This is a genomic window from Mesorhizobium sp. WSM4312 (genome assembly GCF_002294875.1).
Lineage (GTDB): Bacteria > Pseudomonadota > Alphaproteobacteria > Rhizobiales > Rhizobiaceae > Mesorhizobium.
The window spans coordinates 1-24066 of sequence record NZ_NSFU01000038.1 but is presented as its reverse complement, the minus strand read 5'-3'; the positions used below and the strand labels follow the sequence as shown (position 1 = coordinate 24066).

General features: G+C 57.1%; 18 protein-coding genes and 3 pseudogenes. 11 read left to right on the top strand and 10 right to left on the bottom strand.

The genetic code is table 11. The features are described from left to right. Positions 1–472: 472 nt before the first annotated feature. From ehuA to CK228_RS33775, 7 genes are all read right to left on the bottom strand, one after another. Positions 473–1249: an ectoine/hydroxyectoine ABC transporter ATP-binding protein EhuA gene (gene ehuA, locus CK228_RS33810; protein WP_063170381.1), complete on the bottom strand. Its 777-nt coding sequence runs from the start codon at positions 1247–1249 to the stop codon at positions 473–475. A gap of 119 nt (positions 1250–1368) precedes the next feature. Beyond that, a complete protein-coding gene (ehuD, locus tag CK228_RS33805; RefSeq protein WP_063169345.1) occupies positions 1369–2037 on the bottom strand; it encodes an ectoine/hydroxyectoine ABC transporter permease subunit EhuD in 669 nt (222 codons plus the stop codon). After that, positions 2034–2705, bottom strand: a complete 672-nt coding sequence (gene ehuC / locus CK228_RS33800) for an ectoine/hydroxyectoine ABC transporter permease subunit EhuC (protein ID WP_063169346.1) — start codon at positions 2703–2705, stop codon at positions 2034–2036. The genes ehuD and ehuC overlap by 4 nt, the downstream gene beginning before the upstream one ends. A 59-nt stretch (positions 2706–2764) precedes the next feature. Next, complete coding sequence (gene ehuB / locus CK228_RS33795) at positions 2765–3637, bottom strand: ectoine/hydroxyectoine ABC transporter substrate-binding protein EhuB (protein ID WP_082826582.1); 873 nt, start codon at positions 3635–3637, stop codon at positions 2765–2767. A 224-nt stretch (positions 3638–3861) separates the two neighbouring features. Then, on the bottom strand, positions 3862–4983 hold the full coding sequence (locus CK228_RS33790; RefSeq protein WP_063169347.1) for an alpha/beta hydrolase: 1122 nt from the start codon (positions 4981–4983) through the stop codon (positions 3862–3864). Positions 4984–5753: 770 nt separating this feature from the next. Further along, complete coding sequence (locus tag CK228_RS33780; protein ID WP_063169348.1) at positions 5754–7439, bottom strand: GMC family oxidoreductase N-terminal domain-containing protein; 1686 nt, start codon at positions 7437–7439, stop codon at positions 5754–5756. Between the two features lie 475 nt (positions 7440–7914). Then, positions 7915–8379: an Lrp/AsnC family transcriptional regulator gene (locus tag CK228_RS33775; RefSeq protein ID WP_063169349.1), complete on the bottom strand. Its 465-nt coding sequence runs from the start codon at positions 8377–8379 to the stop codon at positions 7915–7917. Positions 8380–9000: 621 nt separating this feature from the next. Between CK228_RS33775 and ectB the strand changes: the two genes are divergently transcribed. The 10 genes and pseudogenes from ectB to CK228_RS33730 form a co-directional block, all read left to right on the top strand. Beyond that, on the top strand, positions 9001–10317 hold the full coding sequence (gene ectB, locus CK228_RS33770) for a diaminobutyrate--2-oxoglutarate transaminase (protein WP_063169350.1): 1317 nt from the start codon (positions 9001–9003) through the stop codon (positions 10315–10317). 225 nt (positions 10318–10542) lie between these two features. Continuing rightward, positions 10543–12003, top strand: coding sequence for an aldehyde dehydrogenase family protein (locus tag CK228_RS33765; RefSeq protein ID WP_063169351.1), 1461 nt, complete (start codon positions 10543–10545; stop codon positions 12001–12003). Positions 12004–12331: 328 nt separating this feature from the next. Beyond that, positions 12332–12700, top strand: coding sequence for a GNAT family N-acetyltransferase (locus tag CK228_RS33760; RefSeq protein ID WP_063169352.1), 369 nt, complete (start codon positions 12332–12334; stop codon positions 12698–12700). Beyond that, positions 12678–13145, top strand: a complete 468-nt coding sequence (locus tag CK228_RS36205; RefSeq protein WP_224571101.1) for a transporter substrate-binding domain-containing protein — start codon at positions 12678–12680, stop codon at positions 13143–13145. The genes CK228_RS33760 and CK228_RS36205 overlap by 23 nt, the downstream gene beginning before the upstream one ends. A gap of 488 nt (positions 13146–13633) precedes the next feature. Next, on the top strand, positions 13634–13837 hold the full coding sequence (locus CK228_RS35110) for a hypothetical protein (RefSeq protein WP_141245431.1): 204 nt from the start codon (positions 13634–13636) through the stop codon (positions 13835–13837). A 64-nt stretch (positions 13838–13901) separates the two neighbouring features. Beyond that, positions 13902–15095 (top strand): annotated as a pseudogene (locus CK228_RS33750) (IS256 family transposase). 986 nt (positions 15096–16081) lie between these two features. Continuing rightward, positions 16082–16525, top strand: coding sequence for an aspartate 1-decarboxylase (gene panD / locus CK228_RS33745; protein ID WP_063169354.1), 444 nt, complete (start codon positions 16082–16084; stop codon positions 16523–16525). A 313-nt stretch (positions 16526–16838) separates the two neighbouring features. After that, positions 16839–18107: an acetyl-CoA carboxylase biotin carboxylase subunit family protein gene (locus CK228_RS33740; RefSeq protein ID WP_082826583.1), complete on the top strand. Its 1269-nt coding sequence runs from the start codon at positions 16839–16841 to the stop codon at positions 18105–18107. An 81-nt stretch (positions 18108–18188) separates the two neighbouring features. Further along, on the top strand, positions 18189–19358 hold the full coding sequence (locus CK228_RS33735) for a Xaa-Pro peptidase family protein (protein ID WP_063169356.1): 1170 nt from the start codon (positions 18189–18191) through the stop codon (positions 19356–19358). 117 nt (positions 19359–19475) lie between these two features. After that, positions 19476–19706, top strand: a pseudogene (locus tag CK228_RS33730) (IS3 family transposase); the annotation flags it as partial. Positions 19707–19848: 142 nt separating this feature from the next. Here CK228_RS33730 and CK228_RS33725 read toward each other — a convergent pair. Both CK228_RS33725 and CK228_RS33720 read right to left on the bottom strand, forming a co-directional pair. Beyond that, a complete protein-coding gene (locus CK228_RS33725) occupies positions 19849–20289 on the bottom strand; it encodes a GNAT family N-acetyltransferase (RefSeq protein WP_158515807.1) in 441 nt (146 codons plus the stop codon). A 476-nt stretch (positions 20290–20765) separates the two neighbouring features. Continuing rightward, on the bottom strand, positions 20766–21695 hold the full coding sequence (locus tag CK228_RS33720) for a 2-oxoglutarate and iron-dependent oxygenase domain-containing protein (protein WP_063170383.1): 930 nt from the start codon (positions 21693–21695) through the stop codon (positions 20766–20768). A 456-nt stretch (positions 21696–22151) separates the two neighbouring features. Here CK228_RS33720 and CK228_RS36200 point away from each other — a divergent pair. Further along, positions 22152–22295: pseudogene (locus CK228_RS36200) on the top strand (transposase); the annotation flags it as partial. A gap of 81 nt (positions 22296–22376) precedes the next feature. On the opposite strand, the gene CK228_RS33715 reads toward CK228_RS36200, so the two are convergent. Next, complete coding sequence (locus tag CK228_RS33715; protein WP_063169348.1) at positions 22377–24062, bottom strand: GMC family oxidoreductase N-terminal domain-containing protein; 1686 nt, start codon at positions 24060–24062, stop codon at positions 22377–22379. Positions 24063–24066 lie beyond the last annotated feature (4 nt).

Below are 24066 nucleotides of genomic sequence, written 5' to 3'. Positions count from 1 at the left end.
GAATTTAACAGCGTCGAAACGGCTGTTTCAGAGAAACATGCCTTTCCAGGCGCAGTAAGTCGGCATTGTTTTGGTGCATTCGCATGAAAGCCGTAAAAACTGGGAAACCGCAGAACGCTTGTGCGACCCTCCCCGGGCCTGTAGGATACCGGGTTTGCGTCCGCCGTCAGACAATCGTGTTAGGGCACTTTCCAGAGCCCAGATGCCCTGAATGGCAGATTGAACGCACATCAGATCTTCAAGCTCGCAACTGCCGAACGGGCAGCGCTATTTACCTAACTCGACCAATCTGGGGCTTGGACCGGACGATCCTAGTTATGCAGTCCTGAATGAACTGGGGCAGTAACCTCGACATCAACCCGGCCCTGAAAAACCGCGCGTAGGTTCGTCGCAGGGCAGCCTGCTCCGAACGGACCAGTTCCTGCCCGGAAGCCACCCACGGGATAACTCAACTAGCGGCACAACCCGCAACTCACCTCGTCTCCAGCACCGCATTGAGAAACTGCTGCGTTCGCTCGTTTTGCGGATTGCCTAAAAGCTGGCTGGGCGGGCCTTGCTCGACAATCTTACCGCCAGAAAAGAAGCACACGCGATCGGAGAACTCCTTGGCAAAGCCCATCTGGTGCGTGACCATCAGCATTGTGAGGTCATGTTCGGCGCTGAGCTTGCGGATGACGTTGAGCACCTCTCCAACCAGTTCCGGGTCAAGCGCTGATGTCACCTCGTCAAACAGCATCACCTTGGGCCGCATGGCCAACGCCCGAGCGATCGCCACGCGTTGCTTCTGGCCCCCGGAAAGCTGGATCGGGAAATGGTTCTTCTTGTCGCCGAGGCCCACCAAGTCGAGCAGCTCTGCCGCTCGGGCCTCCGCCTCCTTCTTCGAGAGCCCAAGGACGGAGATCGGCGCCTCCATGCAGTTCTGCAGAGCAGTCATATGCGGGAACAGGTTAAAGTGCTGGAACACCATACCGATCTTGGCACGCACGCGACGGAGATGACGCTCGCTCGCCGGCACTATTTGGCCGTTCTTCTGCGTATGCGTCAACGGTTCACCGTCGACCCATATCACCCCCCCGTTGATGTGCTCAAGCGTCATCAGCATGCGCAGAACGGTGGTCTTGCCCGAGCCGGACGGACCAATGATGGACACCTTCTCGTTGCGTGCGATCTCGAGATTGAGTTCGTCCAGCACCGTCAACGCGCCGTAGCGCTTTGTGACGTTCTCGAAGCGAACTATGGGTTCGTTCATGACTTTTTCGCTGCGCCTGATATCGAGGTCAAGCTCGTCCCGCCTGGCTGATGCCCTAGGGCGCTTCGTGAGATCGTCCTCGAAGCGAAGCACAAATTCGCTCATAGTATAAGGCCTCCCTATTGCAGATGGTAGCGGCGGTTGAGCCAGACGCGGACCGACTGCACGATAGCGGAAGCAACCAAGCTGAACACGTAGTAGAAGAAGCCGCACATAGTGATCGCTTCTATGTATCGATAGTTATTGCCCCCGAAATTTTTCGCCTGCTGCAGCATCTCGAAGATCGAGATTGCCGCCAGGACCGGCGTGTCCTTGAACATGCCGATGAAGTAATTGCCCAGAGCTGGCACCATGGGCGGGATCGCCTGCGGCAGAATGATTGTTCGCCAGGTCCGCGTTCGCGAAAGGTTTAGTGCCGTACAGGCCTCCCACTGGCCGCCATCCACATTCTCGATGCCGCCGCGGAAGACTTCGGAACAATAGGCTGCATAGTGGATCCCCAGCACGCCAACTCCCGCCGTCCAGGCAGGAATGAAGATTCCGATCTGCGGACCAACGAAATAGACAAAGAACAACTGCAGCAGCAAGGGCGTTGAACGGATAAACTCCACGATCTCCGCCATGGTGGTCGAGACGTAGCGGTTTGGCGACTGGCGAATCATCGCGAAGACAAGACCCAATATCAGCGCGATCGCAAACCCGAGCAGCGTAGCCTCAATGGTGACGATCGCTCCCTGATAGAGATATGGGAAAGCCTCCCATACGTAAGACCAATCCCAGATCTTCAAGCCACCTGCTCCCGAACGAAACCGCGCGAGACGCGGCGTTCCAGCCAGCGCACGAAAGGAGTGATGAGGGCGCGCGCGATGATGTAATAACCGAATAGTGCAACCGCAAAGAACAGCATATAATCGCCAGTTGCGTCGGCCGCCTGCTTGGCGGCGCTAGTAAATTCGGGAATGGTGATGAAGAAGACGAGCGAGCTACCCTTAAGCACATCGATGAGCATGTTACCCCAGGTCGGCAGCATGGCGCGCATTGCCTGTGGGAGGATAATACGCCGCATCATGGTGAGCCGCGAAAAATTGAGCGCTGTAGATGCCTCATACTGGCCCCTATCAACGGCCTGAATGGCGGCGCGGACATACTCGGCTGCGTAGCCAGAGGCATTCATTCCGATCCCCAAAATTCCGACAGTCCACGGCGACAGGAAAATACCGAAAATCGGCAATACAAAGAACCACCAGTAGAGCTGAACCAGCATGGACGTCCCGCGGAAGAATTCGATGTAGGCGATACTGAACCAGCGCAACTGCCGACGGGGAGAGACTCGGGTCAGGCCCACGAAAAGCCCAAGGACGATCGCTACGACGCAGGCGCCAAGAGTGACGATGACCGTAGTCATGACGCCCTTGGTGAGCACGGCAAAGATAAAGCTGAGATCGACCTTACTCATATGCCCTCCCCACTGACCGCCTACCGGCCAAGGGCCGGGGAGCGGTCAGACGCATAGCTTCAGCCCTTGCAAAGATCAGCGGTCTTGCTGCCATCCGGGAGATCGCGTTTGGTGTAACCATATTTGCCGACCGCGGCCATCATTTCGTCAGAGCCAATATAGTCTTTCAACACAGCATTGAACGCGTCTACCGCAGCCTGTTCGCTGAGCGGGAAGGCTATGGCGGGATGTTCATTCGGTCCCGGCGGGGTATACGGGTCAGCCACCTCAATGCTGGGATCCTGCTCGGCAAGAGTCGTCGCGTTCAGACTATAGAGCGAGCCGGCAGCGGCGCGGCCGGCCTTTACAGCCTGTACGACCTCGGGCGGTCCGGCGACCTGCATAACCTTGTCGTCAGGGAAACCTAATTTCTTCGCCTGCTCGACTGCGGTGGTACCCGTCATGATGGCCAGGGTAAGCCCCTTCTTCTGAGCGTCATGGAGGGAATGCAGCGCTTCCGGATTGCCCTTCGGCACGATCATCGAATCATTGCTCGATGCGATCGGTTCGCTGAACAGGACGTTGCGGCACCGCTCCGGCTTAATCCACATGCCGCCCGTGATGATGTCAAAGCGACCAGCCTGGAGGCCCGGGACAAGGGAACCCCAATCGGTTACGACCGGCTCGATTTTGGTCGTTCCCATCTTTCTCAGAACGTCCAGTGTCATCACATTGACCAGGCCAAGCGGCTCGTTGTTCGCACCAGGATAGGCACTGGGAGGCTCATTGGTGAAGCCAAGACGGATCGTTTCTCCGTTCTTAATCTTATCGAGCAGCGACTCCGCCGAGGCCGAACCGGCAAAGGACGAGATTGTCATCGCCGCCAGGCCGAGCGCGGCAATCCTCTTCAAGATTGCAGCCTTAAAGCATTCGTCGAGTTTCCACTTGACCACTGGTTAGTCCTCCGTTTTCGCATCGCCGATGGTCTCCCGATATGCCTCGGGAAAAGACCATTGCATCATTTGTTGAGCTTGTAGTCCGGCGGTTCCCATCATCGTGTGAGCTGCAGGGTCCCCACTTAGGTATAGATTCCTCCAGTCGATCCTTTGCTACGCCACTTGTGCATGCTTCGTGAGCGTAGCAGCGCAGCTGTGGTGCTTTGTGCGAGAAATGCAAGTTATTCGCAGAAATTCGGTGATTTTTGGGTGCATACGCACATTTCCGTCATCCCCGTGGTTCGTTGGAAGTGAACAATCGCGAGCTGTGGTATGGCCAACTGAGGCACACCACGTCTTGCATGACTCCTGCCCTGCCCGGTTGGATGGGCGCCACCGCCTGGGCTATGCCCTTGTTGCCATGGCAGGGCACAAGTTCGTCGTATGCGACACGCCGCTGAGAGATTCGCCTCGGAGACGCTGGCCCGAGCATTGTTCCCGTCACAGTTGATCATTCGTGCCATTGACGGATGAGTCTGTTCACGGCTTCGCTCCGGATCAACCTGGACGGAATCGCCGGCATTATTGAGCAGATGGAAATCTGAATTCCTGATCAGCTTCGCCAGGTTGATCCCTTGCTCCGGCGTCGCGGTAGGGTCGTTCTTGGACCAGATGATCAACGTCTGGGCCTGAAGCTGATCAAGGTAGGGGAAGATATACTTCTGCTGCAGCAGTGGATAACGATGCAGGTTTGTCTCGTCTTCCGGCAATCTCTGCCAGATCTCCCATTGTCCCCGAGCCGCGGCCCGCCGATAGGCTTCTCGCTCGGCGCATTCCACATCCTGCCCGTGGGCGCGGCAGCTTTTCCGCCGTGCGGTGATGTATTCCTCTTCGCTCGGCATCGGGCCGGAACAGCCGTAAGCCTGCCGGCAGGCCTCCAGCCAAGCTTCGTCACGGTCATCTCCGAACGCCGGCGACACGGAGTTAGCGGTCAGCAGGACAAGCTTAGAAACAAGATCGGGACGCACGATCGCGACCCGCGCGTCGACGAATGATCCTTCTGAATGGCCGACTAGCGTGATCTGCTTCAAACCCAGTTGTTGGAGGAAGCTAATTACATGATTCACACGACCGAGCCGGTTAATGTATTTGCAGTCAGCAGGATAATCCGTTCCCCCAAAATGGAGTTGATCAATCGCTACTACCGTAAATTGATCGGATAGCCCGTTCAGCTGCCGAACAAAGGAACTCTTAGCCTCTGCACGGAAGCCCGCCCCCTGCAGGAAAACAATCGGCCTACCAGCTCCGTTCTCGCAGTACGATGTCTCGACACCATCAACCGATACGCGATGCTTGGTGATCATCGGTTCCTCGGCAAAAGGAGGGGCATCAGGTCGGCATTGCGACATGCGAGATGGACTGCCATTGCTCACTCCTGAGCGTAGCAGCCTCACATGCCACGTTGCCGAACTATCTCGTCTGAATACCGGAAATCGGCACCCCGGAGCCTCGCGTCTTGTCACTTTGCTCTGTCGTCGCCCAGCCACTGCGGCCGGGAGCCTTTTAGGTGCATGGGTGGCATTCCCCGCAAGATTTCAACCCTTGCACAGGTCGCCGGTCTTGGTGCCGTCCGGCAGATTGATTTTGGTGTAGCCGTATTTTGACCGACTGCATCATTTGGTCGGAGCCGATATAAGTATTCAATACCTCGTTGAAGGCATCGACCGCCTGCTGATTGGGCAGGAAGGCGAGACTTGGGTAGCCGGCCTTCCCAGCCGGCGGGGTGAACGGATCTGCCATTTCAACGCTGTCGACCTTGTCAGCGAGCTCCTTACCGTGAAGTAGTTTAGCGACCCCGCCGCCGCGCGGCCGACCTTCACTGCCTGCAAGAATTCGGCCTGGCCGGCGACCTGCATGACACGATCCTCCGGAATGCCCGCGTCTTTGGCGGTCGTGACCGTGTCGGAACCGGCGGTGGTGACCAGCGTTAGGCCCTTATCACGAATATCGTCAAAGGAGTGCTGGTCTTTTGGGATTGCCATTCGGCATGAGCAGGGCTTCGGTGAACTTAGCAAGCGGCTCGGTGAACACCACATTGCGGCAGCGCTCCGGCAGAATGTACATGCCGCCTGGCCTAGCTCCGTCTGCCGTCTCTCAAGGTTGTGTCGGCCAATTTCTCAGCCACCATAATCGTCGGAATGTTTGTGTTCGCCCGAGGGCAAAATGGCATGACGGAAGCGTCGGCGATCCTCAAACCCAAAATACCATGAACGCGTCCCGACGGATCGGTCACAGCGCCAGGATCCGCGGCTGCCCCCATCCTGCAGGTCGACGTCGGATGCCAACTTGGGATGACGTTCTGGCGAATATACCGATCCAGATGTTTCTCGTCGTTGACGAGATCGGAAATGCTATCCCCATCCGTTATGACGCGCCTAATCAGCCCACGGCGCAGCCGCGGCGACGCGTCCATGAGCAGCGCCAGAAATGACGTGAGTGCATAGTTTGTGCTTGTGACCTTGCTCACCAGCTTCGCTCGCGCATTCAACGCTGACGGAAACGGGTCCAGCGCCACAGAGGACAGCGAATCTTGCTGCAGCAGGCGGACTATGAAGCGAAAGCCCTGCTTGAGGCGCTCGGCGTCCCGCTTGTCGCTCAACCAGTTGAAATCGACCTCCGGCTCTATTTTATGCGAACTACCCTTGAGCGCCACAGTTCCCGTCGAGTAGCTGCGATTGACCCACACGGCGAGAGTGCCGAGGCGCCTCCCCAGCGGGTGCCAGGATGATTTGGCAACAGTCGATATTGCCATATCGGTCGACGGGCAGCCTTCGTAACCCGACGAGTAGCGGGCGTGCATCTGAATATATTCGCTCACGCCGGGTGACAAGCGATCGGCCGGCTTCAAATAGGCCGAAACGCAAATCGTGGGGTGTTCCTGAAGATTCTGGCCCACACCTTTCAAATCTGCAACGATAGGGATTCCGAATTGTACTAATTCCTTCGCGGGGCCGATCCCGGAGCGCATCAATATGGCGGGTGAATGGAGTGCTCCTGCGCACAGGATAACGCAAGAAGCGCTATACGATTGCACGCCCGATTTGTTCTCCGTCTCGACCCCCGTTACCGTTGTTCCCAAAAAGGTCAGCCGCGCAACTGTCGTTTCGGATAAAATCGTTAGATTGCGGCGAGAGCGGACGGTTTCGGGTAAGTACGCCATCGCGGAGGAGACCCGATGACCATTGCGGTTGGTCAATGGGACAACTGAATAGCCATCACCGAATGCACCATTGAAGTCTGGCCTGAAATGAAGCCCCAAAGCATCGTAAGCATCGGAGATTGCCCGGATGAAGCCCGACCAGTCTGATTGGCGCACACGTTTGATTGGCAAGGGGCCGTTCGTGCCATGAAATTCCCCGCCGAAATCCAAATCGCATTCTAGACGACGGAAGTAGGGCAGCACGTCTTCCCAACCCCAGCCCGTTGCACCGCTTGAGGCCCACTCATCGTAATCTCCGGGCCCGCCGCGGTTGGCGACTTGGGCATTGATGCTGGAGCCGCCACCCATGACGCGCGCCTGTTCGTAATGGACAGGCTTGCGGCCACCTCGCACCGTTGTCGCGTGGAGTGACTGCCATCGATAACCGGGATTAAGGTAAGCACGCGTTGGGTCGCCATCCTGGATGTCGTCAGGAATGGCATTCGGCGGCGTATCAGGGCCAGCTTCAATGAGCAGCACGCGAGCGCCATAGGCGGAGAGCCTGCTCGCCATCACGCATCCAGAGGAGCCACCACCCACGACGATATAATCGAAAACCACGCAAACTCGCAAATGTCTGAGTCGGGCAAAAATCTAGCAGACGGCGAGCAAGCAAAAACGCGCAATTATCTTGCAGGACGCAGGAAATCAGCGCATTCTTAAGAGATTCGCATTATGGCGGCCTCCCAACGGGGCGGAACGTTTAAACATGACCTTGCCAGCAGTCCATCAGGGCTGAAGGCGATGCCGGAGCGTCGTGACTTAAGTGGACAAAGCGCATCGCGACTGAAGGGGACAAACCTATCGCGAGATACATCAGAATGCAGCCCGGTAGGTCCAGAAGTGCTTTTGCAGCATCGCGCTGACGAGGCCGTTGTAAGGAGCAGAATGATGCTTCGCCTTGCGCTCCATCGCCGCTTTAGCGGTACGAAAACTCCCGTCCCAATCATGGCCGGCGGGCAAGGCGGCTGACCCTTGCGCCAGTCATCGGTGAATCGGATCAACCAGTTGTTGAATGCGCGTAAGATTGCGCGTTCTATACATCGATTGGCACCGCCAAGGTTACCTTCGTGCGATCCATCACAATCATCGTGCTGTAATTTCTAACAGCCGGGCTATCAAAGAAGAAACGCCTCGAGAATGCGTCGTACTCTGCCAAGTCACGCACGGAGAGAAGGAGAACGAAATCGGCGTTACCGGTGACCGCATACGCGCTCATTACTTCAGGCGCCTTCTGTAGAGACTGCTTGAAGCGATCGATGACGTCGGAACGATAGCGCTCAATGTCGACCAAGACCAGCATCATCAGGGACCTGCCCACCGCCTCAGGCGACACGATTGCAACATCAGCCTCAATTACGCCAATTTGTCGCAACTGCTTCAATCGCCGCTGACAGGCCGTGGGCGATATACCGGCCAGTTGGCCCAATTCTTCCGTTGTTTGGCGATTGTTGCGCTGAACAGCGCTTAAGATTTTCAGATCTATCCGATCCAATTCCATGGTCATTCTCCGGAATAGCTGCAATTTGCGCAGAAAAACTGCGATATGCACTCGACTGTAGCCTCAACCCCGCGCAGACGGAAGCCCAAACGATCAGGCCAGGCATGGGACCAAAGTCGGCTATCGTCCTCGACGTCAGTTATAGCCATTGGCCGAAGAGTGCTGTCCACCATCGCCCAACTGACAATGGCAGCCGACGGTCAAAAGCCGAGGCCTTGCGCCCAGTTCGGCCGAGGAAACGTCTCGGAACTTAAACGCTAAGCCGACTGGACGATGATGATAGGGGGGACCTCTATTTCCGCGCTTCGGCTTCCATTCGTTGGCTCACGCTGCCAAGAGTCTCATCTGTGTATAGGGAATCGAGCGCTAGGTTCGCCTGCCCCGGTTGCTGCATCAAATGCAGCCGTCTTGAGGTGGTTGGGAAAAATCGTCACCGCAGCCACACAAACCGCCGGCCTTATGCAACCTGCCGGCAATTTCGCATAATTACTGCATCCCGCCGCTCAGAATTTGCGCAAGGCGCCCAATGTAGCGCGCTATTGTCTCACAACGGCACCTACACGCCACTTCATAAAGCAGAAGAGGCCTGGCTTTGCAGGCTTCAGATTGAGGAGTTCGCCTATGAGCAAGCAATTCGCACCTGAAATGGATGCAGGTCTCGCGGTTTTCAATCGCCTGGAGTCTGAGGTGCGCAGCTACGTCCGCGCCTTCCCCGCCCTATTCGATCGCGGAGTCGGGACCACTCTCATCGCTGCAGACGGTCGGGAATATCTCGACTTTTTCGCCGGTGCAGGCGTTTTGAATTATGGGCACAACAACCCCGTCATCAAGAAGGCGCTGCTGGATTATATCGAGCGCGACGGAATTGTGCATGGGCTGGACCTTGCCACGACGGCCAAGAAAGCCTTCATCGAAGCTTTCGAGCGATACATTCTCAAGCCTCGTGGTCTGACATACAAATTACAGTTTCCCGGCCCCACAGGTACGAACGCGGTCGAAGCGAGTCTAAAACTGGCTCGCCAGGTGACCGGGAGATCGAACATCGTCTCGTTTACCAACTCGTTCCATGGGGAAAGCGCTGGAGCATTGGCAGCGATGGGAAACAAGGAGCACCGGGCCGCTGCCGGGTTTCCCCTCGCCCATGTGACATCGTTGCCATACGAAGGCTACCTGGGGGCGTCAGTTGACACAATCGATTACTTCGAAAAGCTTCTCAATGACCCCAACAGTGGCCTCGACAAACCTGCCGCGGTGATCCTGGAAGGGATCCAAGGTGAAGGCGGCATCAATGCTGCGAGCGTTACTTGGCTGCAACGGCTGCGCGAGCTAACGTCGCGGCACGGAATCTTGATGATCCTCGATGACATCCAGGCCGGGGTCGGTCGCGCGGGCAGTTTCTTCAGTTTCGAAGCGGCTGCAATTGTGCCGGACATCGTTACCCTGTCCAAATCTTTGTCGGCGATCGGAACCCCAATGGCCCTTATTCTCATCAAGCCTGAACTTGATGTCTGGGCCCCGGGCGCACACACCGGGACCTTCAGAGGCAACAACTATGCTTTCGTCACTGCTCGTGCGGCCCTCGAAGCTTACTGGTCCGACTCCAAGTTCGAGGATGAGATCGCTCGCAAGTCTGCGATCTTGGTCCAAGAACTCAACGCGATTACCGAGGAATTCCCCACCCTCGGCCTGAGCGTGCGAGGCCGCGGTCTGATGTACGGACTCGTTTCACCGAAGCACCACTCCTTGCCAGGTCTGGTCTCCCAGGAGGCTTTTCGTCGGGGCTTGGTGATCGAGATCGCCGGCTCATACGGTGAGGTGCTTAAGTTCATGACTGCCCTCACCATCGCCGAGGCTGACCTTCGGCGTGGTCTGTCCATCATTCGCGACAGCATTGGCGCAGTAGCGACTACCCTCGACGGTGGAGGCGCGGCTCGCTAGCCGACAAAGCACCGGGCCACTAGCAGGTCCAAAATCGGGCCGCTCGCAGTCACGGAACGGGAAGGCCGTTCCGTGGCATGTGGCAGTGGGCGAACTCGGAGCGGCTGAACGGCAGACTAGGGCTTTCACTGCCGGACCGATACCACGGTTGCCGTTCTTCCTGCGGCGCCGACCACTGTCGCTGCGCCAATTCGAAGAAAATCGAGCGATAAGAAAGAGGACTGGATGGCCAGCAACGACGTAGTCAAAAATTATATCGATGGCGAGTGGCGGGATTCTGTGTCCGGCACACGCATCGAGGTCGATGACCCGGCGAGCGCCGAAACGATTGCTGTCGTAGCTGAAGCAGGACCCCAAGACATCGAGCTTGCCGTTACTGCTGCTCACCGCGTTTTTCGCGACCGCGTGCTGATAGACATGCATCCGTATGATCGCGGTCGCATGTTGTTTCGCGTTGCCGACGCCCTTGAAGCGCGTTTCGACGAGATCGCAGCCATTAACTGCGCGGAGACGGGGAAGGCATTGGAACTTGCCGATGGCGAGGTTCAGACCGCCATCAGATACCTGCGATACTATGGTGGCTTGGCCGACAAACTTGAAGGGCGCTCGATCCCGCGCGGGGCCAACCTGGTCAACTACACAGTCAGAAGTCCCTTCGGCGTGTCCGCCCAGATCGTTCCGTGGAATGGTCCACTTGAACTGACGGCCCGCTCGCTGGCCTGCGCCATCGCAACCGGCAACTCAGTCGTGGTGAAGTCGCCGGAACTAGCTCCCCTTTCCGGAGTTGAACTTGCGCGTGCCTGTGAGACAGCGGGGCTGCCTGCCGGAGCGGTCAACGTGCTCACTGGATACGGCCAAACGGCAGGCCAGGCGCTGATCGAACATCCCGACGTTCGCCACATCGTCTTCACGGGCTCGATTACTACTGGGCGGACGGTGCTCAAGACGGCAGCGGATCGGATCGTGCCCTGCATAATGGAACTGGGCGGAAAGTCGGCTGCAGTTGTGTATTCCGATGCCGACCTCGACTGCGTTGTGGAAGCGGTACGCGTCGGGACCTTTCTGAATGCAGGCCAGAATTGCAACAACCTTACACGTCTTATTGTGGAACGTTCTATTGCAGACAAACTGGTGGAAAGAGTGAGGGTCTGCGTCGAAGGACTGTCGGTCGGTCCAGGACGCGAAAACTGCGACATCACCCCGTTGATCTCCCGAAACCAACGACAAGGAGTTGAGCGGGCCTGCCAGACGGCCCTCTCGCAGGGCGCGCGACTCGTAACCGGCGGGACTGCGCTTTCGGAGCGGAGCGGTTACTTTATGGCGGCCACGGTGTTTGCCGATGTCGCGCGAGACAGCAATCTCTTCCAGCAAGAAGTATTCGGTCCTGTTCTTGCCGTTACCACGTTCGATAATCCGGGAATGGCCGTCAATCTCGCGAACGACACCGTTCACGGTCTGGCAGCGGGCGTGTTCACGCGGGATATTGACCGGGCCCTCTGGACCGCCGACCGCCTTTGGGCCGGTCAAGTGTACGTGAATGGGTGGTATGTGGGCGGGGTGGAAACACCGTTCGGTGGGATAAACCAGTCCGGCTACGGCAGGGAGAAGGGTCAGGAAGCGCTGGACGGCTACGTTCAGACGAGAAACGTTGGTATCCGCCTCTCGCAGCCACCATCTGGAAATTGAACGCTTGCTGATCCCTACCGACGGCGCGGCTGTCGGGCGATGCAGGATTCAATGACCTCGACCAAATCGAAATAAGCCCGGCGAGAGAATCCGTATCGGAGGTCATCGAGAACAACTCTAATCATAGGATTTTTGGCTGCGGACGGGCTTTACCCACCACGGACATGTAGGAGCGCATTGCCTAGCCCGCTGCGTGGGTCGCATGGGTCAGGAGAGGATCACAGTGCTTCAGAGACAATTGAGATTCGCAGAGCTGCCGCCGAAGATTTCGACAAGTTGGCAATGTTGAACCGCGAGTTGATCGAGGCCGAGAAGCATCGAAACCCCGATGACGGTTTCAGAACTCAAGGAGCGGTTTATTCAGTTGGTGAATCGCGAAATTTGGATGGTCGACCTCTTCAGCCAGAACGGCGAGATTGTGGGCCTCGCCACTCATCGTTTGGAGCCAGACAATGCGGAGCCGAGTGGGCAACGCGTCTTTTTGAGGCAATTCTACGTCAGCTGCCAACACCGACGTTCGGAGATTGGCTGCAGGACCCTTGAGCTGCTTATTCGGTCTCGTTTCCACAACAAATCAAGGATTTTCCTCGACGTGCTGGAGACCAATCCTGGCCGCAAGACCTTCTGGTCTCACACCGGTTTTGTCGCCTACAGCACGCTCATGGAGCGTCTCGTTGAAAAAGCGGACACCAAATAACCTGCGGTGCTGGGAATTAATTTGGGGATCGGATTGTCTGGCATTTGCGTGCGTCGCGCAAAAACACGAGAATAGAATCGAGCCGGTCGTAACCGAATGGGGCTCACTTGTCCCCGGCCTGCAGGCTAGCCGCTTCGACTTCATCACGGCCGGCATGTGGATCAAGCCGGAGCGCTGCCGCAACGTGCTGTTCAGCGAACCGATCGCTACGGAGAGAGGCGCACTGCTGGTGCCTAAGGGCAACCCGGAAGGGCTGCATTCTTATGAGGATGTGCGTGACAAGGGACTCACCTTCGTCAGTGATACAGGCTACACCGCGGTCCAGGACGCGAAAAAGTCAGGCATCGCCGACGACAAAATCATGCAGGTCGCCGGACCGCCGGCGGACAGGCTGTCGCGCCGCCGCCGGTGCCCTCGACTACTTTACAGCGACTGGACTTGTTAAGAAGGACCACAGCCTTGAGCTGGCCGATTCGTTCATCGCGCCAGCCAACTATCCTGCTATCGCCTTCGAGCTCAACGAGCAGGCTGCGGTCGACGCGTTCAATGCCGTATGCAGGACTATGTTGGCTCTGGCGAAATGATGGCAGTATTCGGCAAATACGGCTACGGCAAAGACAACCTGCGGACGGCAGCAAGACCGCTGACCTCTGCAGAGGCTGAAGGCAATGTGCCTTAACACGTCCCCGGTCATGGCGGGGACGTGTTCAGTGGGCAAGCGTCTGTGAGGCGATTTCAGGTCCACCGTGGCGGTGCTCACAAGACGCGCCTCATTGCCTGAAACAAACACATCTACACTTCATCGGGTGCGCACATGTGAGCGTCGCGGCCCACAATACGACGGCCAATATGCGGGCTGGCTCACCTGCCACATCAGGCAACTGCGCAAGCAAATCCCCTGACGTGTGCCGGAACGAGAAGCAGGAGAATACTGTGGAAATCAGAGTTGTACGCCCGGGCGACCTTTCTCAATTGCGCAAGATTTGTGACGAACACATCGACTTGGAAGGGGTGACAATAGCGGACCAGGACCTGAGTCCTTATTGGAACTCGGCGTTTTTTGGAACACCTGCCCAGTTGTTCGGTTGGGTTTGTGATGAAGGAGGGTGTGTGCTGACAGTTCTGCAAATTCGCTGAGAGAGGGCGGTCATGGCAGGCTGGTGATTGTTCACGTCACCGATTCCCGCGAAGGAACGCCACCATGACCAAGATTGAAAGTAAGACCGGCAGCGCTGCCATCAAAGACATTCTGCTTTCGGACCCGGACGGACTTCACGAAGTGATCCGTGCGGTGATGCAGGAGGTACTCGAGGCCGAGATGGACGAGGCGCTGGGGGCTTCGAAGAGCGAGCGCACACCTGAGCGGCTCGGCTACCGCTCGGGTTATTACGGCCGCACCCTTGTCACGCGGGTCGGCAAGCTTGAGCTGCGGGTTCCGCAGGACCGGGCCGGCCGCTTCTCGACCGAGCTTCTCGAGCGTTACCAGCGTTCGGAGCGGGCCTTGGTGGCGACGCTTGCGGAGATGTATGTGCAGGGCGTGTCGACCCGCAAGGTCAAGGCGATCACGGAAGAGCTGTGCGGCCATGCGTTCTCGGCCTCGTCGATCTCGGCCATCAACAAGCGGCTGGACGAGAGCCTCGCTGCCTTTGCCAGGCGCCCCCTTCAAGAGCCGTTTCCTTACCTCATCCTCGATGCGCGCTAAGAGAAGGTGCGTGAGGCCGGCGTCGTCATGAGCCAGGCGGTGCTGATCGCTGTCGGCATCGACTGGGACGGCCGGCGCCAGATCCTGGCCGTCGAGATGGCCAATCGCGAAAGCCGCTCGGCCTGGAGGGATTTCCTCGTCGCGCTGAAGGCGCGCAGCCCCAAGGGCGTCGAGCTGGTTGTCTCCGCCAATCATGCCGGCCTGGTCGCGGCGATCGGCGAGGTGATCCCCGAAGCCGCCTGGCAGCGCTGCTACGTCCACTTCCTCAGGAACGCGCTCGATCACCTGCCGAGAAAGCACGGCGCCGACTGCCTGCAGGACTTGCGCTGGCTCTAATGACCGGCGCGATCTCGCCGAGGCCAAGGCCGATCTCGCCGCATGGCTGTCCAAATGGTCGGGCCGCTATCCGCGACTGACGAGTTGGGTGGAGGAGACCATCGAGCGCACGCTGACCTTCTTTTGCCTGCCGCGCCAGCATCACAAGCATCTCAAGAGCACCAACATGCTTGAACGGCACAATGAGGAAATCCGCCGGCGCACCAATGTCATGCGCATCTTCCCCAATGAAAGCTGCCTGCGCCTCGTCAGGGCGCTGGCTGCGAGACCAACGAGAACTGGATGGAGGCCAACCGCTACATCAACATGGACGATCTGCGCGAGCACAAGAAGCTCGCTCTACGCCAAGCCGCATGACCAGCATCGTGGCCGCCCCATTTTGCAGAACTTGACGCACACAACCTGAAGGAGGTAAGCGTCATGACAACTCTTAGAGGATACATGACCGCGTCGATCCGGCTTTTCCTTGTTGGTCAGGGGCGATCCTCGGGTACGCCTCCGGCGAGGGCCGCCTTGCGCGATCATGGCACGGTAGCGAGGCTGGGCTCTTAAGGTCGTCCTTAGGAGCGTAAGCCCCGCGACCATCCCATCGCTGAAAACAAACCCTTGATCAGCGGGCGCCCGACGGACCGCCTCTGTCGTCGTGGCGCTCCCATGAAGAACCTGGCCCATAGTGCATCCTTTGATTCGGAAGATAAGGATGCCCCATCAAAACCTGAGATCAAACATTTAGGCAGGCCTCGACTGGGACAAGTAAAACGGCCGCATTCGAGGCATGAGGCTGCACGCGTCTAAGATCCGAACAGCCAATACCCGAGCGTCCTCGACATCCCCGCCGCCAGAAGTCAACGATGCCCAGATCGGCCGCACGACCACCAGCAGAAGGGCGCCACCTCAACCCGTCCTACACTCAACATTTTGTCGCGTCCGCGACGTGCCTTCTTGATCCGATCCGTGGTCTGCTCACCTAAATAGCTGAAAGAGATCACGCATTTCTGTTTCCGGCCTGATTAGCCAGTTTGGCACGAGGTTTGCAACTTTGTGTGCGATCCAGTTGAACGGGCCGATTGGCACAGTCACCTGAAATCACAACTAATTAAAGGAACGGAACATGTCGGAACTGTATCGGATGGCATTACCAATGGGGGACAGCCGGCCGGCAATGCCTCCGCCCACCACAACCAGCCTTCGCCTGACTGTCTCGTGCTGGCCACGCCAGAGTAATCAATTTTGTCCTAAGAACCACAATACGACAAATCGCAGAACGTCCATCCATCCATCCTGAAACCAAGACACAGCAATCGCTTGTCGACGCAGTGTCCCACCGCCGAGAGGAAATGTAGATGAGAAAATTTGTTGCCGCCAAGCTTCATGGAATAACTGTGACCGACGCGAATTTGAACTACCGGGGCTCAATAACTTTGGATCCAGATCACTGCGACGAAGCCGGCATCCTTCCAATGGAATTCGTTGAAATCTGGAATAAATCATCGGGCGCTCGAATCAGCACTTACGTGATTTATGGAGAGCGGGGTTCTCGTTGCTGCGTGCTGAACGGAGCCGCTGCTCGCACCTGTCAGGTCGGGGACGAAATAATCGTTTGCTCCTCCGCATACATCGAGGAGCATCAGATGGTGGAGATCAAGCCGCGAGTGCTGACTTTCCACCGGGATAATTCTATCTGCGACCACATGTTCTACGAGGGTGCAATAGACGACGATGGAAGGATAACGTTCTCGATTCGCGAGGGCTCTCCCGGCGATAACGCGCTAAAACTCACTCCCTAGTAGGGCCTTTCGGTGACAGCTCGTGGCGCCGGGTCCCGGTCAAGGGCGTACTCGTCCCCAGTACTCTGGTACGCGATACAGTGCATTATCCCACTCGGCCACTATTCGGTCAGTTGCCATCAAGCCCAATCGGTTCTGCCCAGATCTGGGAAGACGATTTTGCTGCGCCAAAGGCAACTTCAGCTTCAGCCAGCGGCTGCGGGTAGAGGCGACCAATTTCACGGAATGTTTGGCCTTGGATCGTTGTCTTTAAGTCTGAGGTCCACGATGGCAAAACGACCTATCGACAAAAACGCAGAGTGGAGAACAGCCAATGTCAAGGAAAGCTCTCATCCTGGTTGAAGGCCATGCAAGAGGTAATGGAATACGATACATCCACGCGGCCCGGCGTCTTGGCTTTCATCCAATTACACTATCAGTTGATCCAACACAGTACGAGTATCTTGCGGCGGAAAGAAGCGAGGCAATCCGTGTCGATACAACCAATCTTGATACCTTGATTCGCGAATGTTCCAGGCTGCGTGAGACCAATGACATCGCTGGTATCACGGGCTTCTCGGGCATCGACGAGTCGGTCTATGCAACCGTTGGCAAACTATGTCGGCATTTCGACTTACCGGGACCCAACCCCGAATTGATTGAACGATGCTGTGACAAATTCTCTCAGCGCCAGCTACTTGCGGAAGCCGGAGTTCCGATACCCGCTTATCGCATGGCGCTGAATGTGGCAGAAGTAGAAAGCGCTGTCGCGGAGATCGGCTTTCCCGTAATTGTTAAGCCGGCAATCGGCAGCGGTAGCATCGGTGTCCGATTGTGCCGCAACGCCGATGAGTTAGCTGACCACACGACCTATCTGTTGGGTGGGAAGCACATCTGGCCGTCTTCGCCGAGGATATTGGTTGAGGAATTCGCGCGCGGCCCTTTTTATAGCGTGGAGATAATGGGCAATGAGGTTATTGGGATTGTCGCCGTTGATTTCGGCCCCCCACCGCATTTCGTCTTCCGTGAAACGACCTTCCCGGCCCCGCTTGCGGAAGACGATCATGACCGTATCGTTGATGTTTCGCTGAGGTGCTTGCAAGCTCTTGGCCTTAATTGGGGGCCAACGAACATCGAGCTCCGGTTGACTAATCATGGCCCGGTTGTAATCGAAGTGAATCCGCGTCTTGCTGGTGCGCTTGAGCCTGAACTGGTCCAACTGGCGAGCGGTGTCGATCTGGTCACCGAGCACATCAAGCTTGTCGTCGGCGAGGAATGGGATTTGCGCAGAAGGCATTTGCAGACCGCAGCCGCGCGGTTCCTAGTTGCTGATTGCGACGGCACCCTCGATTGGATCGATGGCGGCAGTCAGGCGATCGCGGTACCAGGTGTCGCTGAAATCAAATTGTATGTTGAACCCAACGCGCCGATCTTCAGGAAAGGCGATTTTCGAGACTGGATAGGACATGTCGTCGCCGTTTCACCCAGCCTTGCTCAGACCGAAGCGATACTCCAACGAGCTGTCGACTTAATCGCTTGGTCTATCACACCGCCGTCGGGCGAACAGGAGCGATCTGCAGCCCCACGACTCCCCCCCAACTGAGAGGTGATCCGTCGCCAGCATAAGAACTCTTACCCGCAATAGCTCGCCTTGTTGTCAAAAGCATAGCTGGAGTTCAAACTTATGAATATATCCAAGGGACCCCAGGCATTCCCTAGAAGTGAATACCTTCGCCGGCTCGGCTCGGTGAAGTTCGAAATGGGTCGGTGCGATATCGACGCGCTCGTCGTTTCCGACCAACATAACATTACCTATCTCACGGGGTACACCGCGCTATCAGCCTATGTTCCTCAGGCCGTTGTGGTTTCGATACGAGAAGAGGAACCGACGTTCATTCTGCGCCGCTGTGATGCGCCGGCAGCCATTCATCAATGTTTTATGGAGCGCGACAAAATCGTCGCATACCCCGAAGCGTATATTGGAAATCCTGACAAGGATGGCTATGACGCGGTAGTCGATTACTTGGAGGACGTCGGCCTCGCGAGTCGAGGCATAGGAATCGAGCTATGCTGCCTTCCATCGCAATCGGCGAAAAAGTTTAGGATGCGCCTGCCTGGTGCCACGATCGTCGATGCTACTAAGGCGGTCACTTGGAAAAGGCTCATCAAGTCAGATCTCGAGATAGCTGTAATGCGGGAGGCGGCGGCAATCTCAGACGCCGCGATTCGACGCGCTGCTGAGGTAATACGCCCCGGGGTGCGTGAAGCAGACGCGTGCGCGGAAATTGTGGCAACGTTGGTGCGCGGCGCAAACGGTAAGCCAGGAAGCGGGATCGAGGGAATAAGTTTGTGTTCATCACCGCGAACGGGAACGTGCCACATTCCGTGGAGCGAGGACGTTTTTCGCTATGGATCGCAGGTGAATCTCGAAATCGGCGGTGCGCGATATGGTTACTGTGCTGGGCTTATGCGCACTTACACGATCGGCTCACCCTCCGATCGTCTACGTCGCGTGCATGAGATCCAAGTCGCCGGCCTTGAGGTCGCTCTTGATGCGATACGGCCAGGAGCGACTTGCAGCGATGTTGCCAACGCCTTCAATCGCAGCATCGAGAAGCGGGGCCTCAAAAAGGAGACGCGTTGCGGCTATGCACACGGCATTGGTTGGTTGGAGCCGACCGCAAGCCTTAAGGATGGCGATATGACAGAGTTGCTACCAAACATGACCTTTCACCTGATGTTAGGTAATTGGATCGAGGAGGATTTTGGATACGTCATCAGCGAAACGTTCCGTGTCACAGACTCCGGCGTCGAGGTACTGACCACTGCTCCCCGGAAGATTTTTGAGATCTAAATTAGAATATGGCTTGTCATAACGACAGCGCGGACGTCCGGAATAGATCTTGCCGGTCGACGAGATGTCGCCTACCTTGTTGAAGTGCGGACGGCGAGCGGCGGTCGGCATGCGGGGCCGATCCGTGTCGAGGCGAAGCCGAACGCACGCTGGTCGCTGTACGACCAGTTCTCCTGCGGCCGATCAACTCGTCGACGACGTGACGCGCGAATGCCTTACGCGATTCCGGACACAGATCTCTGGTCGCCGCGTTGCTCGCGAACTGACGACCTGATCGCCCAGCGCGGCAAGCCCGGCATGATCGTCGCAGACCACCGCACGGAGTTTACCTCGAACACGGTCCTTGCCTGATCAATGGATCATCGCGCCGAAAATACATTCCGCTGCAAGCCCATGTGCGCAACATAAATGGCTGCACCTCTAGTCTACTCGCCACTGTTTAAAAGACTGGGGCAGGTCAATGCGCTTTCGTTACGACCTCAGAGCAAGTCTACAGGTCATAGTAGTAGGTAAGGTATGGACTCAATTTACCGATCTTGTCATAGAGCGCCCGCGCATGATAATTTGATCTGTCCGTATTCCAATAGATTCTCAGCCAGCCTTGGTCGCGACCGTAGGAGGCCAGATTCGTGAGCATGGCTTGGCCAATCCCCTGGCGCCGCGAAGACTCGTCGACATAGAGATCTGCGAGAAAACAGACCGGACGATCGCTAAGAGTATACGGGTGAATGACAAAGGTAGCAAAACCTATGGTAACGCCAGTTGCTGAGACCGCGATCAGCGCGTTAATCGGTTCGTCTGGGCGCTCGATGCGCCGCCAGATCCTATCTGTCGCCTGTTCTGATGAATTGAGACCTTGGTCGGCGCAATATGCGTACCAAAGGGACCGCCATGCATCGCGGTCGGCAGTGCCTGCGAGACGAATCTCCATGAGGGGCGGGCTCCGGCTGAGAATGGGCTCCAGGGCGCGAGGTGTTCGGCCTGAAAGGTTGACGGCTTGCGATAACTGCCACCGGCCCGCAAGACGTGCAGCACGCGACCGCCGGGTGTTATAAGATCTTTCCGCCTGTGACGGCGTCGTGGTCGCGCTGGAACTGGTTCCCGGGAGCTCGGTTCGCGATACGTCAAGCGCGAGTTGGGCGAGCGTTATCATGGGATCAAGTTCCCTCAGGTTTTCCCGCAGCACGTTTGCGACAGCGGTGCAGATCTAGTGCGATCTTTCCCTGCGACCACACGATGCAAACAATCTGACACCATAGGTGCATTCATCCCGAAGCGGGCTTCCGACCGCCGCGCTACACGCGCGACGGCGGGACAATCTAGCGGATGCGAGAGTTCTTCCAGCTTACCACGGAGATCTGCACCGCGTCGGCGCCATAATTGCGCATGCTTTAGAAAAGCAGACAATCATTGCAGTTCGCGCGCGCGTCCGGCGCCATTCCCAGTCACCCATATTGACTCAACGTTGCGCAGCATCATTTCTACAACACTAACTTGCTGCCCTTGTCGCGAAGTCAGGCGAGCGTCGATCTCGGGATAAATAAAGAAGGGCAGCGAAATTCGATCAGTCGGACCACTATGCACGACCTGGTGGGGCGTACTCTTGAAGCGGCCGTCGCTCAAGACCTGAAGGAGGTCGCCCAGATTGACTACGAGACTATCGGGCAGGCTCGGCACCGGCATCCATCGACCGCGGAACCACACCTGCAAGGAACGCAGGGGGAGTTCCTCTTGCAGCAGCAGCGTGAAGAAGCCATGATCCGTGTGCTTTGCGCAAGTGCCGCCGCGAGCTGGATACCGTATCACGCGTTGCCCAAGCGTCGGCGTGCTGAAATGGCGTTGGAACCATGCCTCTTCCATACCTATCAGGTCCGCCAGCGCATCCCCGATCTGGGGGACAATCCCGGCGAGCACGGTAGCCTGCAAAGCAAGCAGGTTTCTTGCGAAGCCAGGAGCCAAGGCTTCATCCGGAAGGCGCGTGCGGCCGGAGAACGGACGCCGGTCGCCTTCGTTCTCAATTCCGAGGTCGAATACCTCCTTTGGATCGAAGCCGGCCTCAGGATGTAGCATTTCGCCGTGTAAAGGACTGTATCCACGGGCGGCAGTGGGGTACACGTCCTGAAAGGCGTGCCCGTAGCGTTCCTTAACCGACTGTGGCAATGCGAAGAATCGCCGGGAAGCCTCAATGGCTTGCGCGATCTGTTCCCCGGGGATGCCGTGCTCGACAAGGTAGAAGAACCCGTATTCCTGGCATGCCATTTGCAGGCGCTGGCGCTCGTCACGTCGCGTTGCATCGTCTCTCAATTTCGAAAGTGAAATTTTCGGCAGCGTGGTCATAGTCAATCCCCTTTTTGGGCGCTTAAGTTGATTAGTGTTTGCCGCGGCTCTCAAAGTCGACAGTTCCTTGGATGTGGGCAACGCGCCGTCTCTTCCAATAATAACGAAAGTCGACATGATGTCCCATTCTAAGGCTAAGCCGATGGCTGGGCGGTGATTCCGTCTTAGCAATTGATCTCTAGCGCTTCCTGGTGAAGATAACAACGATTTGTATGTTAATATAGTTGTATATATTGTTACATCCGTCGCGGTTAGTTTAACATTATCACGGCCAAGATACTAAGAGCGATTTACAATTCTGAATTGCTTTATGACTTCCAGGCTCAATCCAGACCAGCGCCGACCTCCGGGTTTCATGGCAGGATCGGCCATCTCGAAGAGCTCTATGACGCGAGGTATCGCCAGCTACCTGAGCTCGTCCATCACACACGCCGTCCCGGACGATGGCCGAATGGCAGAAACCGACCGCTCGAAATTTTCCTATCCCATAGTCTTTTTCGACGCTATCCGGGTCGAGCGGTCAAGCTCAGGGACGAAGACTTCGTTCGCAAAAAAGCCATCTACATCGGGTTCGGCGTTCTGCCTGGCGGCACCAAGGAGCACATGAGCTGAGGAAGCGCTTGTCGACGTTATCCGCCGTCTCGACGAGACGACTAGCCGAGCAGCAAAGCAGGCAGCGATTTAGCTCCGTCTGCCGTCTCTCAAGGTTGTGTCGGCCAATTTCTCAGCCACCATAATCGTCGGAATGTTTGTGTTCGCCCGAGGGCAAAATGGCATGACGGAAGCGTCGGCGATCCTCAAACCCAAAATACCATGAACGCGTCCCGACGGATCGGTCACAGCGCCAGGATCCGCGGCTGCCCCCATCCTGCAGGTCGACGTCGGATGCCAACTTGGGATGACGTTCTGGCGAATATACCGATCCAGATGTTTCTCGTCGTTGACGAGATCGGAAATGCTATCCCCATCCGTTATGACGCGCCTAATCAGCCCACGGCGCAGCCGCGGCGACGCGTCCATGAGCAGCGCCAGAAATGACGTGAGTGCATAGTTTGTGCTTGTGACCTTGCTCACCAGCTTCGCTCGCGCATTCAACGCTGACGGAAACGGGTCCAGCGCCACAGAGGACAGCGAATCTTGCTGCAGCAGGCGGACTATGAAGCGAAAGCCCTGCTTGAGGCGCTCGGCGTCCCGCTTGTCGCTCAACCAGTTGAAATCGACCTCCGGCTCTATTTTATGCGAACTACCCTTGAGCGCCACAGTTCCCGTCGAGTAGCTGCGATTGACCCACACGGCGAGAGTGCCGAGGCGCCTCCCCAGCGGGTGCCAGGATGATTTGGCAACAGTCGATATTGCCATATCGGTCGACGGGCAGCCTTCGTAACCCGACGAGTAGCGGGCGTGCATCTGAATATATTCGCTCACGCCGGGTGACAAGCGATCGGCCGGCTTCAAATAGGCCGAAACGCAAATCGTGGGGTGTTCCTGAAGATTCTGGCCCACACCTTTCAAATCTGCAACGATAGGGATTCCGAATTGTACTAATTCCTTCGCGGGGCCGATCCCGGAGCGCATCAATATGGCGGGTGAATGGAGTGCTCCTGCGCACAGGATAACGCAAGAAGCGCTATACGATTGCACGCCCGATTTGTTCTCCGTCTCGACCCCCGTTACCGTTGTTCCCAAAAAGGTCAGCCGCGCAACTGTCGTTTCGGATAAAATCGTTAGATTGCGGCGAGAGCGGACGGTTTCGGGTAAGTACGCCATCGCGGAGGAGACCCGATGACCATTGCGGTTGGTCAATGGGACAACTGAATAGCCATCACCGAATGCACCATTGAAGTCTGGCCTGAAATGAAGCCCCAAAGCATCGTAAGCATCGGAGATTGCCCGGATGAAGCCCGACCAGTCTGATTGGCGCACACGTTTGATTGGCAAGGGGCCGTTCGTGCCATGAAATTCCCCGCCGAAATCCAAATCGCATTCTAGACGACGGAAGTAGGGCAGCACGTCTTCCCAACCCCAGCCCGTTGCACCGCTTGAGGCCCACTCATCGTAATCTCCGGGCCCGCCGCGGTTGGCGACTTGGGCATTGATGCTGGAGCCGCCACCCATGACGCGCGCCTGTTCGTAATGGACAGGCTTGCGGCCACCTCGCACCGTTGTCGCGTGGAGTGACTGCCATCGATAACCGGGATTAAGGTAAGCACGCGTTGGGTCGCCATCCTGGATGTCGTCAGGAATGGCATTCGGCGGCGTATCAGGGCCAGCTTCAATGAGCAGCACGCGAGCGCCATAGGCGGAGAGCCTGCTCGCCATCACGCATCCAGAGGAGCCACCACCCACGACGATATAATCGAAAACCACGCAA

What these genes read in the sequence shown, in the direction of transcription:
- CK228_RS33740 (WP_082826583.1), top strand. Translation starts at nt 16,839, where the DNA reads ATGTCAAGGAAAGCTCTCATCCTGGTTGAAGGCCATGCAAGAGGTAAT.
- CK228_RS33735 (WP_063169356.1), top strand. Translation starts at nt 18,189, where the DNA reads ATGAATATATCCAAGGGACCCCAGGCATTCCCTAGAAGTGAATACCTT.
- CK228_RS33720 (WP_063170383.1), bottom strand. Translation starts at nt 21,695, where the DNA reads ATGACCACGCTGCCGAAAATTTCACTTTCGAAATTGAGAGACGATGCA.
- ehuA (WP_063170381.1), bottom strand. Translation starts at nt 1,249, where the DNA reads ATGAACGAACCCATAGTTCGCTTCGAGAACGTCACAAAGCGCTACGGC.
- CK228_RS33790 (WP_063169347.1), bottom strand. Translation starts at nt 4,983, where the DNA reads ATGATCACCAAGCATCGCGTATCGGTTGATGGTGTCGAGACATCGTAC.
- CK228_RS33725 (WP_158515807.1), bottom strand. Translation starts at nt 20,289, where the DNA reads ATGGAGATTCGTCTCGCAGGCACTGCCGACCGCGATGCATGGCGGTCC.
- panD (WP_063169354.1), top strand. Translation starts at nt 16,082, where the DNA reads ATGAGAAAATTTGTTGCCGCCAAGCTTCATGGAATAACTGTGACCGAC.
- CK228_RS33775 (WP_063169349.1), bottom strand. Translation starts at nt 8,379, where the DNA reads ATGGAATTGGATCGGATAGATCTGAAAATCTTAAGCGCTGTTCAGCGC.
- ectB (WP_063169350.1), top strand. Translation starts at nt 9,001, where the DNA reads ATGAGCAAGCAATTCGCACCTGAAATGGATGCAGGTCTCGCGGTTTTC.
- CK228_RS33760 (WP_063169352.1), top strand. Translation starts at nt 12,332, where the DNA reads ATGACGGTTTCAGAACTCAAGGAGCGGTTTATTCAGTTGGTGAATCGC.
- CK228_RS33765 (WP_063169351.1), top strand. Translation starts at nt 10,543, where the DNA reads ATGGCCAGCAACGACGTAGTCAAAAATTATATCGATGGCGAGTGGCGG.
- ehuC (WP_063169346.1), bottom strand. Translation starts at nt 2,705, where the DNA reads ATGAGTAAGGTCGATCTCAGCTTTATCTTTGCCGTGCTCACCAAGGGC.